The organism is Hydrogenophaga crocea (assembly GCF_011388215.1).
GTDB classification, from domain to species: Bacteria; Pseudomonadota; Gammaproteobacteria; order Burkholderiales; family Burkholderiaceae_C; genus Hydrogenophaga; species Hydrogenophaga crocea.
In genome coordinates, this window is sequence record NZ_CP049989.1 from 3,952,505 (window position 1) to 3,965,490 (window position 12,986).

Annotated in this window: 9 protein-coding genes and 1 tRNA gene; all 10 read left to right on the forward strand. The window is 65.3% G+C overall.

The window, feature by feature from the left end; all coding sequences use genetic code 11:
- Positions 1–22: 22 nt before the first annotated feature.
- Positions 23–98 (forward strand) — tRNA-Trp (locus G9Q37_RS18800).
- 146 nt (positions 99–244) lie between these two features.
- The gene (gene secE, locus G9Q37_RS18805) at positions 245–625 is read left to right on the forward strand and encodes a preprotein translocase subunit SecE (protein WP_166229675.1); all 381 of its coding nucleotides are present in this window, start codon (positions 245–247) and stop codon (positions 623–625) included.
- 4 nt (positions 626–629) lie between these two features.
- A complete protein-coding gene (nusG, locus tag G9Q37_RS18810) occupies positions 630–1,205 on the forward strand; it encodes a transcription termination/antitermination protein NusG (RefSeq protein ID WP_166229677.1) in 576 nt (191 codons plus the stop codon).
- Positions 1,206–1,315: 110 nt separating this feature from the next.
- Positions 1,316–1,747, forward strand: a complete 432-nt coding sequence (rplK, locus tag G9Q37_RS18815; RefSeq protein ID WP_137922451.1) for a 50S ribosomal protein L11 — start codon at positions 1,316–1,318, stop codon at positions 1,745–1,747.
- Entirely contained in the window at positions 1,748–2,443 is a 696-nt protein-coding gene (gene rplA, locus G9Q37_RS18820; protein WP_166229679.1) for a 50S ribosomal protein L1, read from the forward strand.
- A 249-nt stretch (positions 2,444–2,692) separates the two neighbouring features.
- Positions 2,693–3,199: a 50S ribosomal protein L10 gene (gene rplJ, locus G9Q37_RS18825; RefSeq protein WP_166229681.1), complete on the forward strand. Its 507-nt coding sequence runs from the start codon at positions 2,693–2,695 to the stop codon at positions 3,197–3,199.
- A 45-nt stretch (positions 3,200–3,244) separates the two neighbouring features.
- Entirely contained in the window at positions 3,245–3,622 is a 378-nt protein-coding gene (rplL, locus tag G9Q37_RS18830) for a 50S ribosomal protein L7/L12 (protein WP_166229683.1), read from the forward strand.
- A 262-nt stretch (positions 3,623–3,884) separates the two neighbouring features.
- Positions 3,885–8,003, forward strand: coding sequence for a DNA-directed RNA polymerase subunit beta (rpoB, locus tag G9Q37_RS18835; RefSeq protein WP_166229684.1), 4,119 nt, complete (start codon positions 3,885–3,887; stop codon positions 8,001–8,003).
- A 25-nt stretch (positions 8,004–8,028) separates the two neighbouring features.
- Positions 8,029–12,243, forward strand: a complete 4,215-nt coding sequence (gene rpoC / locus G9Q37_RS18840; RefSeq protein WP_166229686.1) for a DNA-directed RNA polymerase subunit beta' — start codon at positions 8,029–8,031, stop codon at positions 12,241–12,243.
- A gap of 127 nt (positions 12,244–12,370) precedes the next feature.
- A complete protein-coding gene (locus G9Q37_RS18845) occupies positions 12,371–12,964 on the forward strand; it encodes a LemA family protein (protein ID WP_166229688.1) in 594 nt (197 codons plus the stop codon).
- Positions 12,965–12,986 lie beyond the last annotated feature (22 nt).

Genomic DNA, 12,986 nt, shown 5'->3' on the forward strand with positions numbered 1-12,986 from the left:
GCAACCAGGGCAACAGCCGCGTAGGGGTATAGCTCAATTGGCAGAGCGTCGGTCTCCAAAACCGAAGGTTGGGGGTTCGATTCCCTCTGCCCCTGCCACCTGACAGGAACCGCATCCGTCCGATCCGATCACCTGTTTCGTGGATCACAAGCCCACCGAAGTCGCTGAGACCTCTGGTGGGCTTGCGTGTCTCATGCCCCCGGGGTGCGCACCCCGCGGTCCGAACAACCATCGTCTGAATCTCATGGCCTCCTCCGACGTTCAAACCGTTTCTTCTGGCGCCGACAAAGCCAAGCTGGGCTTGGCCGTGGCGTTGGTGCTGGGCGGTTTCGTGGCCTTCTACCTGCTGGGTGGCCGCGGCGCGTTGGCCCAGTGGGGCGCGCTGATCGTCGCGCTCGCCGCGGGCATCGCGGTGTTCGCGGTGTCCGAGTCGGGCAAGCAGCTGATCGCTTTTGGCCGCGACTCGTGGAAAGAGGTCAAGAAGGTGGTGTGGCCGGCCCGCAAGGAAGCCATGCAGATGACCGCCTACGTGTTCGTCTTCGTGGTGGTGATGGCGATCTTCCTGTGGCTGACCGACAAAACGCTGGAATGGGTCTTCTACGACCTGATCCTGCGCTGGAGATGACCCAATGACCGAACAACAGACGTCCGTGGCCCAGCTGGCCCCCGCCGAAGGCATGCGCTGGTATGTGGTGCATGCCTATTCGGGCATGGAGAAGGCCGCCGAGCGCAACATCATCGAGCGCATCAACCGCGCCGGCATGCAGGACAAGTTCGGCCGCATCCTCGTGCCCACCGAAGAGGTGGTCGAGGTCAAGAACGGCCAGAAGCGCACCACCGAACGCAAGTTCTTCCCCGGCTACGTGCTGGTGGAAATGGTGATGGACGACGACACCTGGCACCTGATCAAGCACACCAACAAGGTGACCGGCTTCGTCGGCGGTGCCAAGAACCGCCCCGTGCCCATCTCGGAAGAGGACGTTCAGAAGATCGTCAGCCAGATGCAGGAAGGCACCGACAAGCCGCGCCACAAGGTGGAGTTCGTGGTGGGCGAGTACGTGCGCGTCAAGGAAGGCCCGTTCACCGACTTCAACGGCACGGTCGAAGAAGTCAACTACGAGAAGAACAAGATGCGCGTGTCGGTGACCATCTTCGGTCGCGCCACGCCGGTCGAGCTCGAATTCAGCCAGGTCGAAAAGACCTGATCGTTTCCGGCGTTCGCGGGTCGGCCCGACGCGAGCGCCTTGATTTTTCCGGGTCCCCAAGCGCGAGGAGGTGGCTGATACCCACCGTTTGAACTCGCAGGAGCTGAAACATGGCGAAGAAAATCGTCGGCTTCATCAAGCTGCAGGTGCCAGCTGGTAAGGCCAACCCCTCCCCCCCGATCGGTCCGGCGCTGGGTCAGCGCGGCCTGAACATCATGGAGTTCTGCAAGGCGTTCAACGCCCAGACCCAGGGCGTCGAGCCCGGTCTGCCGCTGCCCGTGGTGATCACGGCCTTCGCGGACAAGAGCTTCACCTTCATCATCAAGACGCCGCCGGCGACGACCCTGATCAAGAAGGCCATCAAGCTCGACAAGGGCTCTTCGGTGCCCAACAAGAACAAGGTCGGCAAGATCACCCGGGCCCAGCTCGAGGAAATCGCCAAGACCAAGATGAAGGACATGACCGCTGCCGACGTGGACGCCGCCGTGCGCACGATCGCCGGTTCGGCCCGTTCGATGGGCGTGATCGTGGAGGGCGTGTAAATGGCCAAGCTCACCAAAAAGCAGAAACTGTCCGAAGGCAAGGTCGACAGCAACAAGCTGTACCCCCTGACCGACGCCCTGAAGATCGTTCAGGAATTCGCCACCGCCAAGTTCGATGAGTCGATCGACGTCTCGATCCAGCTCGGCGTGGACGCCAAGAAGTCCGACCAGGTGGTGCGCGGCGCCGTCGTGATGCCCAACGGCACCGGCAAGACCAAGCGCGTGGCCGTGTTCGCCCAGGGCGCCAAGGCCGAAGAAGCCAAGGCCGCCGGTGCCGACATCGTCGGCATGGACGACCTCGCCGCTTCGGTGAAGGCCGGCAACATCGATTTCGATGTCGTCATCGCCTCGCCCGACGCGATGCGCGTGGTCGGTACGCTGGGTCAGGTGCTCGGTCCCCGTGGCCTGATGCCCAACCCCAAGGTCGGCACCGTGACGCCCGACGTGGCCACCGCCGTGAAGAATGCCAAGGCCGGTCAGGTGCAGTTCCGCGTCGACAAGGCCGGCATCATCCACGGCACCATTGGCCGCCGCTCGTTCGACGCCGCCAAGCTGCAAGGCAACCTGCTGGCGCTGATCGATGCCCTGAACAAGGCCAAGCCGGCCACCAGCAAGGGTGTGTACCTGCGCAAGCTGGCCGTCTCGTCGACCATGGGTGTGGGCGTCCGCGTGGACACCCAGACGCTGTCGGCCTGATGGTTTGAAGAATTCGGGCGGCCTCGGCCGCCCGGGTGTGGTGGGTCCGGGGCGGGCGGCAACGCCGGCACCGGGGCCATCCAAGACCGTTGGCGTGGGCCTTCACGGGCCCACTTAATTCCCCACCGGGGGCCAACGCAGATGGCGATCCCGCCGCTGAAAGAAATCCCAGGGTTTCGGACATCGGTTGATCGCTGCAATGAGGCGTGTGAAGGGTGGCAACACCCCCGCACATTGAAGGAGTGAACCTTGAGTCTGAATCGCAGTGAGAAAGAAGCGGTCATCACCGAAGTGACCGGCCTCGCCGCCAAAGCTCAAACCCTCGTGATCGCGGAATACCGCGGCATCACGGTCGCTTCCATGGACAAGTTGCGTGTGACCGCCCGCAACAGCGGCGTGAGCCTGAGCGTGTTGAAAAACACCCTGGCCCGCCGTGCGGTCGCCGGCAGCCCGTTCGAGGTCGTGGCCGACAAGATGACCGGTCCGCTGGTCTACGGCTTCTCCGAAGACGCTGTGGCCGCCGCCAAGGTGGTGGCCGAGTTCGCGAAGACCAACGACAAGCTGGTCATCCGCGGCGGTGTCTACGCGGGCAAGGCGCTGGACGTCGAAGGTGTGAAGCAGCTCGCCAGCATCCCCTCGAAAGAGGTCCTGCTCGCGCAGCTTTGTGGCCTGCTCAAATCGCCGATCTCCCGCACCGCGGTGGTCCTCGGCGCGCTGGCCGCGAAAAAAGGCGAAGGCGAAACCGCTGCCGCCTGAGCGCGCGCAGTGTCCCCCCATTCAACCGATTGATAGGAAACCCAAATGGCATTCGATAAAGACGCATTTCTGACCGCCCTGGACAGCATGTCGGTCATGGAACTCAACGACCTGGTGAAAGCCATCGAAGAGAAGTTCGGCGTGAGCGCCGCGGCCATGGCCGCTCCGGCCGCCGCCGGTGGTGGCGCCGCTGCCGCCGCCGCTGAAGAGAAGACCGAATTCAACGTCGTGCTGACCGACGCCGGCGCCAACAAGGTGTCCGTCATCAAGGCCGTGCGCGAAATCACCGGTCTGGGCCTGAAAGAAGCCAAAGACCTGGTCGACGGCGCGCCCAAGAACGTGAAAGAAGGCATTGCCAAGGCCGATGCCGAAGCCGCCGTCAAGAAGCTGGTGGAAGCCGGCGCCAAGGCCGAGCTCAAGTAATCCGCTCGACCCCGCAGGCTGGAGTGCTCGAAAGGGCCTCCAGCCTTGTGTGCTTTCAGAGCACACCTGAAATGGACCTCGGCACGAAGCCCCGGGATCCCTTTCAAGTGTTTTCTGACCCCGACTGCAGAAGACCACTTGGTTCGGGCCCGCGTGCAATGCGCGGGCCGTCCGCCATCGGTTGGTAGAGGCCAGCCACCAAGCTCGTCAGCGCAGCGCGCCGCTGACCGACAGTCGCCAAGACCTCAAGCCCGGAGATCTCATGGCATCGAATTACTCGTACACCGAACGCAAGCGCATCCGGAAAAGTTTCGGCACGCGCGAGAACGTGCTGACCATTCCTTACCTGCTGCAGATGCAGAAGGATGCGTACACGGCCTTCCTGCAGGCCGACACGCCGCCCAAGCAGCGCACCGAAGAGGGCCTGCAGGCCGCGTTCACCTCGGCGTTCCCCATCGTCTCGCACAACGGTTTCGTCGAGATGAAGTTCGTCGAGTACAACCTGGCCAAGCCCGCGTTCGACGTGCGTGAGTGCCAGACGCGCGGCCTGACCTTCGCGTCGGCCGTGCGCGCGCGCGTGCAGCTCATCATCTACGACCGCGAGTCGTCCACCCCGCAATCGAAGGTGGTCAAAGAGGTGAAGGAGCAAGAGGTCTACATGGGCGAAGTGCCCCTGATGACCGACAAGGGCTCGTTCATCATCAACGGCACCGAGCGCGTGATCGTCTCGCAGCTGCACCGCTCGCCGGGCGTTTTCTTCGAACACGACAAGGGCAAGACGCACAGCTCGGGCAAGCTGCTGTTCTCGGCCCGCATCATTCCCTACCGCGGCTCCTGGCTCGACTTCGAATTCGACCCCAAGGACGTGCTGTTCTTCCGCGTCGACCGCCGCCGCAAGATGCCGGTGACCATCCTGCTCAAGGCCATCGGCCTGACGCCGGAATCGATCCTGGCCAACTTCTTCGTCAACGACCACTTCCGCATCATGGACAGCGGCGCGCAGATGGCCTTCGTGCCCGAGCGCCTGCGCGGTGAAGTGGCGCGCTTCGACATCACCGACAAGTCGGGCAAGGTCGTGGTCGCGAAAGACAAGCGCATCACCGCGCGCCACACGCGCGAGCTCGAGCAGTCGGGCACCACGCACATCAGCGTGCCCGAAGACTTCCTGATCGGCCGCGTGGTCGCCAAGAACATCGTCGACCCCGACAGCGGCGAGATCCTGGCCAAGGCCAACGACGAGCTGACCGAAGCGCTGCTCAAGAAGCTGCGCGCCGCCGGCATCCAGGACCTGGCCTGCATCTACACCAACGAACTCGACCAGGGCGCCTACATCAGCCAGACCCTGCGCATCGACGAGACGGTGGACGAGTTCGCCGCCCGCGTGGCCATCTACCGCATGATGCGCCCCGGCGAGCCGCCGACCGAAGACGCCGTGCAGGCCCTGTTCCACCGCCTGTTCTACAACCCGGACACGTACGACCTGTCGCGCGTGGGCCGCATGAAGTTCAACGCCCGCGTCGGCCGCAACGAAGCGACCGGCCCGATGGTGCTGTCCAACGAAGACATCCTGGCCGTGGTCAAGATCCTCGTGGACCTGCGCAACGGCCGCGGCGAGGTCGACGACATCGACCACCTGGGCAACCGCCGCGTGCGTTGCGTGGGCGAACTGGCCGAGAACCAGTACCGCACCGGCCTCGCGCGCATCGAAAAGGCCGTGAAGGAGCGCCTGGGCCAGGCCGAGCAAGACCCGCTGATGCCGCACGACCTGATCAACTCCAAGCCGATCTCCGCGGCGCTCAAGGAGTTCTTCGGCGCGTCCCAGCTGTCGCAGTTCATGGACCAGACCAACCCGCTGGCCGAGATCACGCACAAGCGCCGCGTCTCGGCCCTGGGCCCGGGCGGTCTGACGCGCGAGCGCGCCGGCTTCGAGGTGCGCGACGTGCACGTCACGCACTACGGCCGCGTGTGCCCGATCGAGACGCCTGAAGGTCCGAACATCGGTCTGATCAACTCGCTGGCCCTGTATGCCCGCCTCAACGAGTACGGCTTCATCGAGACGCCGTACCGCCGCGTGGTCGACGGCAAGGTCACGAACCAGATCGACTACCTGTCGGCCATCGAAGAGGGCAAGTACGTCATCGCGCAGGCCAACGCCGTGCTCGACAAGGACGGCCGCCTGACCGAAGAGCTGGTGTCCGCGCGCGAGAAGGGCGAATCGATCCTGACCGGCCCCGACACCATCCAGTACATGGACGTGTCGCCCGCGCAGATCGTCTCGGTGGCCGCCTCGCTCGTGCCCTTCCTCGAGCACGACGACGCCAACCGCGCGCTGATGGGCGCCAACATGTCGCGCCAGGCCGTGCCCGTGCTGCGTCCCGAGAAGCCCTTCGTGGGCACCGGCATCGAGCGCGTGGCCGCGGTCGACTCCGGCACCGTCGTCACCGCGAACCGCGGTGGCGTGGTCGACTACGTCGACGCCACCCGCATCGTGATCCGCGTGAACGACGAGGAGGCGGTGGCCGGCGAGGTCGGCGTGGACATCTACAACCTCATCAAGTACCAGCGCTCCAACCAGAACACCAACATCCACCAGCGCCCCATCGTGAAGAAGGGCGACAAGCTGGCCAAGGGTGACGTGATCGCGGACGGCGCGTCCACCGACCTCGGCGAGATCTCGATCGGCCAGAACATGCTGATCGCTTTCATGCCCTGGAACGGCTACAACTTCGAGGACTCGATCCTCATCAGCGAACGCGTGGTGGCCGACGACCGCTACACCAGCATCCACATCGAGGAGCTGGTGGTGATGGCGCGCGACACCAAGCTGGGCGCCGAAGAGATCACCCGCGACATCCCGAACCTGGCCGAGCAGCAGCTCAACCGCCTCGACGAGTCCGGCATCATCTACGTGGGCGCCGAAGTGCTGCCCGGCGACGTGCTGGTCGGCAAGGTCACGCCCAAGGGCGAGACCACGCTCACGCCCGAAGAGAAGCTGCTGCGCGCCATCTTCGGCGAGAAGGCGTCCGACGTGAAGGACACCTCGCTGCGCGTGGAGCAGGGCTCGCAGGGCACCGTGATCGATGTGCAGGTGTTCACCCGCGAAGGCATCCAGCGCGACAAGCGCGCCCAGCAGATCATCGACGACGAGCTCAAGCGCTTCCGCCTCGATCTGAACGACCAGCTGCGCATCGTCGAGGCCGACGCCTTCGATCGCATCGAGAAGCTGCTCGTGGGCAAGGTCGCCAACGGCGGTCCGAAGAAGCTCAACAAGGGCACCACCATCGACAAGGCCTACCTGGCCGACGTCGAGAAGTACCACTGGTTCGACATCCGCCCCGCGGACGAGAACGTGGCCGCCCAGCTCGAGTCGATCAAGAACTCGATGGAGCAGACCCGCCACAGCTTCGACCTCGCGTTCGAAGAGAAGCGCAAGAAGCTCACGCAAGGCGACGAGCTGCCCGCCGGCGTGCTCAAGATGGTCAAGGTCTACCTGGCCGTCAAGCGCCGCCTGCAGCCTGGCGACAAGATGGCCGGCCGTCACGGCAACAAGGGTGTGGTCTCCAAGATCGTGCCCGTGGAAGACATGCCCTACATGGCCGACGGCACGCCCGCCGACGTGGTGCTCAACCCGCTGGGTGTGCCTTCGCGCATGAACGTGGGCCAGGTGCTCGAAGTGCACCTGGGCTGGGCTGCCAAGGGCCTGGGCCAGCGCATCGGCGACATGCTGCAGCGCGAAGCCAAGGTCGCGGAGATCCGCCAGTACCTCGACACCGTCTTCAACCAGATGGGCAAGAAGGAAGACTTCTCCGCGCTGTCCGACGCCGAGGTGCTCGAGATGGCCGACAACCTGCAGCACGGCGTGCCCTTCGCATCGCCGGTGTTCGACGGTGCGTCGGAAGACGAGATCCGCGCCATGCTCAAGCTGGCCTACCCGGACGACATCGCCGCGCTCAAGGGCCTCACCGAGACCCGCACGCAGGCGCAGCTCTACGACGGCCGCACCGGCGACGCCTTCGAGCGCAAGACCACCGTGGGCTACATGCACTTCCTGAAGCTGCACCACCTGGTCGACGACAAGATGCACGCCCGCTCCACCGGTCCGTACTCGCTCGTCACCCAGCAGCCGCTGGGCGGCAAGGCGCAGTTCGGTGGCCAGCGTTTCGGCGAGATGGAGGTGTGGGCGCTCGAAGCCTACGGCGCCTCGTACATCCTGCAAGAGATGCTCACCGTCAAGTCCGACGACGTGCAGGGCCGCACCAAGGTGTACGAGTCCATCGTCAAGGGCGAGCACACCATCGACGCGGGCATGCCCGAGTCGTTCAACGTGCTGGTCAAAGAGATCCGCTCGCTCGGTATCGACATCGAACTCGAGCGTTCGTGATCCACTGAAGTAAAGGAAAGCTCACATGAAATCCTTGCTCGACCTGTTCAAGCAGTTCACGCCCGACGAGCATTTCGATGCGATCCGCATCGGCCTGGCCTCGCCGGAAAAAATCCGCTCCTGGTCCTTCGGTGAAGTCAAGAAGCCCGAGACCATCAACTACCGCACGTTCAAGCCCGAGCGCGACGGTCTGTTCTGCGCCAAGATCTTCGGCCCCATCAAGGACTACGAGTGCCTTTGCGGCAAGTACAAGCGCCTCAAGCACCGCGGTGTCATCTGCGAGAAGTGCGGCGTTGAAGTCACGCAGACCAAGGTGCGCCGCGAGCGCATGGGTCACATCGACCTGGCCGCGCCCTGCGCGCACATCTGGTTCCTGAAGTCGCTGCCCTCGCGCCTGGGCCTGGTGCTCGACATGACGCTGCGCGACATCGAGCGCGTGCTGTACTTCGAAGCCTATGTGGTGACCGACCCCGGCATGACCCCGCTGAAGAAGTTCAGCATCATGTCCGAGGACGACTACGACGCCAAGCGCAAGGAATACGGTGACGAGTTCGTCGCCAAGATGGGCGCCGAGGGCATCAAGGAGCTGCTGGAGAACATCGATCTCGACGTCGAGATCGAGAAGCTGCGCAACGACCTGACCGGCTCCGAGCTCAAGATCAAGAAGAATGCCAAGCGTCTCAAGGTCATCGAGGCCTTCAAGCGCTCGGGCATCAAGCCCGAGTGGATGGTGCTCGACGTGCTGCCCGTGCTGCCGCCGGACCTGCGTCCGCTGGTGCCGCTGGACGGCGGCCGCTTCGCGACCTCCGACCTCAACGACCTGTACCGCCGCGTCATCAACCGCAACAGCCGCCTCAAGCGCCTGCTCGAACTCAAGGCGCCCGAGATCATCGCGCGCAACGAGAAGCGCATGCTGCAGGAGGCCGTCGACAGCCTGCTCGACAACGGCCGCCGCGGCAAGGCGATGACCGGCGCCAACAAGCGCGCGCTCAAGTCGCTGGCCGACATGATCAAGGGCAAGAGCGGCCGCTTCCGCCAGAACCTGCTGGGCAAGCGCGTCGACTACTCGGGCCGTTCGGTCATCGTGGTGGGCCCGACGCTCAAGCTGCACCAGTGCGGCCTGCCCAAGCTGATGGCGCTCGAGTTGTTCAAGCCCTTCATCTTCTCGCGCCTCGAAGCCATGGGCATCGCGACCACCATCAAGGCCGCGAAGAAGGAAGTGGAAGCCGGCACCCCCGTGGTGTGGGACATCCTCGAAGAGGTCATCAAGGAGCACCCGGTTCTGCTGAACCGCGCGCCCACGCTGCACCGCCTGGGCATCCAGGCCTTCGAGCCCATCCTGATCGAAGGCAAGGCGATCCAGCTGCACCCGCTCGTTTGCGCGGCCTTCAACGCCGACTTCGACGGTGACCAGATGGCCGTGCACGTGCCGCTGTCGGTGGAAGCCCAGCTGGAAGCCCGCACGCTGATGCTGGCCTCCAACAACGTGCTGTTCCCCGCCAACGGCGAGCCCTCCATCGTGCCCTCGCAGGACGTGGTGCTGGGCCTGTACTACGCCACCCGCGAGAAGATCAACGGCAAGGGCGAAGGCATGATCTTCGCCGACCTGCCCGAGCTGCAACGCGCGCTCGACAACGGCGTGGTGGAGCTCACCGCGCGCGTGAGCGTGCGCCTGGTCGAGTGGACCAAGGACAAGGCCACGGGCGAGTTCGTGTCCAACCTCAAGCTGGTCGACACCACCGTGGGCCGTGCGCTGCTGTCCGAGATCCTGCCCAAGGGCCTGCCCTTCTCGGTGCTGGACAAGCCGCTCAAGAAGAAGGAAATCTCGCGTCTCATCAACACGAGCTTCCGCAAGTGCGGCCTGAAGGAGACCGTGGTCTTCGCCGACAAGCTGCTGCAGAACGGCTTCCGCCTGGCCACGCGCGCGGGCATCTCGATCGCCGTCGACGACATGCTGGTGCCGAAAGAGAAGAGCGGCATCATCGAGCGCGCCGAGTCCGAGGTGAAGGAAATCGCCCAGCAGTACGCCTCCGGTCTCGTGACCGCCGGCGAGCGCTACAACAAGGTGGTGGACATCTGGGGCAAGGCCGGCGACGAGATCTCCAAGGTCATGATGGCCCAGCTGGCCAAGCAAAAGACCACCGACCGCAGCGGCAAGGAAGTGGACCAGGAGTCGTTCAACTCCATCTACATGATGGCCGACTCGGGCGCCCGCGGTTCCGCGGCGCAGATCCGCCAGCTCGCCGGCATGCGCGGCCTGATGGCCAAGCCCGACGGCTCCATCATCGAGACCCCCATCACGGCCAACTTCCGTGAAGGTCTCAACGTGTTGCAGTACTTCATCTCCACGCACGGTGCGCGAAAGGGTCTGGCCGACACCGCACTCAAGACCGCGAACTCGGGTTACCTGACCCGCCGTCTCGTGGACGTGACGCAGGACCTGGTGGTGACCCAGCAGGACTGCGGCACCAGCAACGGCACCCTGATGCGCGCCATCGTCGAAGGCGGTGAAGTCATCGAATCGCTGCGCGACCGCGTGCTCGGCCGCACCACGGCCGAAGAGGTGATCCACCCCGAGACGCGCGCGGTGCTCGTGCCCGCGGGCGAGATGCTCGACGAGGACATGCTCGACACGCTGGAAGCGGCGGGCGTGGACGAGGTGAAGGTGCGCACCGCGCTGACCTGCGAAACCCGCTACGGCCTGTGCGCCAAGTGCTACGGCCGCGACCTCGGCCGCGGCGGCCTGGCCAACATCGGCGAAGCGGTGGGCGTGATCGCCGCGCAGTCGATCGGTGAACCCGGCACCCAGCTGACCATGCGCACCTTCCACATCGGTGGTGCGGCCTCGCGTGCGGCGGTGGCCTCGAGCGTGGAAGCCAAGTCCAGCGGCGTGATCGGCTTCAACGCCACCATGCGCTACGTGACCAACTCCAAGGGCGAGCTGGTGGTGATCGCGCGCTCGGGCGAGATCATCATCCAGGACGAACACGGCCGCGAGCGCGAGCGCCACAAGGTGCCGTACGGCGCCATCCTGACCATCAAGGCCGACCAGCAGATCAAGGCCGGCACCATCCTGGCCAACTGGGACCCGCTGACCCGACCCATCATCACGGAATTCGCCGGCACGGTGAAGTTCGAGAACGTGGAAGAGGGCCTCACCGTCGCCAAGCAGGTCGACGACGTGACCGGTCTGTCCACGCTGGTGGTGATCGATCCCAAGCGCCGCGGCGCCACCAAGGTGGTGCGTCCGCAGGTGAAGCTGGTCGACGCTTCCGGCAGCGAGGTGAAGATCCCCGGCACCGACCACGCCGTGACCATCGGCTTCCAGGTCGGCGCGCTGATCCAGGTGCGCGATGGCCAGGACGTGGGCCCCGGCGAAGTGCTGGCCCGCATCCCGGTCGAAGGCCAGAAGACCCGCGACATCACGGGTGGTCTGCCGCGCGTGGCCGAGCTGTTCGAGGCGCGTTCGCCCAAGGACGCTGGCATCCTCGCCGAGATGACCGGCACCGTGTCGTTCGGCAAGGAGACCAAGGGCAAGATCCGCCTGCAGATCACCGACCCCGAAGGCAAGGTCTGGGAAGAGCTCATCCCGAAAGAGAAGAACATCCTGGTGCACGAAGGCCAGGTGGTCAACAAGGGCGAGAGCATCGTCGACGGCCCCGCCGATCCGCAGGACATCCTGCGCCTGCTGGGCATGGAAGAGCTCGCGCGCTACATCGTCGATGAGGTGCAGGACGTCTACCGCCTGCAGGGCGTGAAGATCAACGACAAGCACATCGAGGTGATCGTCCGCCAGATGCTGCGCCGCGTCGTGGTCGAGAACCCGGGCGATTCGTCCTACATCGCCGGCGAGCAGGTCGAGCGTTCGGAGATCCTCAACACCAACGACGCCCTGCGCGCCGACGGCAAGATCCCCGCAACCTACAGCAACGTGCTGCTCGGTATCACCAAGGCCTCGCTGTCGACCGACTCGTTCATCTCCGCGGCGTCCTTCCAGGAAACCACGCGCGTGCTGACCGAAGCGGCCATCATGGGCAAGCGCGACGAGCTGCGTGGTCTGAAGGAAAACGTCATCGTCGGCCGCCTGATCCCCGCGGGCACCGGCATGGCCTACCACGAGGCGCGCCGCGCCCGCGAGAAGATGGACGACGAAGAACGCCGCGCCATCGCCGAAGCCGACGCGCTGTCGCTCGCGGCCGACCAGGCCGATGCGGCCGCCACGGGCGAAGCGGCCGAGTAATCCGCCGCGTTCGTCCGCAAGGCAAGGCCCCCGGTCGCAAGGCCGGGGGCCTTTCTTTCTGCGGCGCCGGGGCTTGCGGCAAGATCGCCGGCGCGCGCATGGCGCGCACACACGAGGAGTGGGAACGATGAGCGTTGCGCAATGGGTCTTGCTGGTGCTGGTGCTGGTCATCGGCTTCTGGGCCGTCGGGGCCTACAACCGGCTGGTGCGCCTGCGCAACGGCATCGCGAACGCCTTTGCGCAGATCGACGTGCAGCTCAAGCGCCGCCACGACCTGGTTCCCAACCTCGTGGAAGTGGCGCGCAAGTACCTCGCGCACGAAGCCCAGACGCTCGAGGCCGTGATCGCCGCGCGCAACCAGGCGCGCACCGCCGAGCAGGCCGCCTCGGGCGCGCCGCTGGCCGCGGGCGTCATGGGCACGCTGTCGGGCGCCGAGCAGCTGCTCGGCGGCGCGATCGGGCGCCTCATGGCGGTGGCCGAGGACTATCCCGAACTCAAGGCCGACGCCACCATGCGCGAGCTCAGCGAAGAGCTCGCGAGCACCGAGAACCGCATCGGCTTCGCGCGCCAGGCCTACAACGACCACACCCTGGCCTACAACGACGCGGTGCAGGAATTCCCGGCGCTGATCGTGGCGCGCCTGTTCGGCTTCACGCCGCAGGCCATGCTCGAATCGACCACCAGCGACGCCGAGCGGCAGCCCGTGCGGGTGCAGTTCTGAGCGGCCGCGGCCGGCCCGGCGC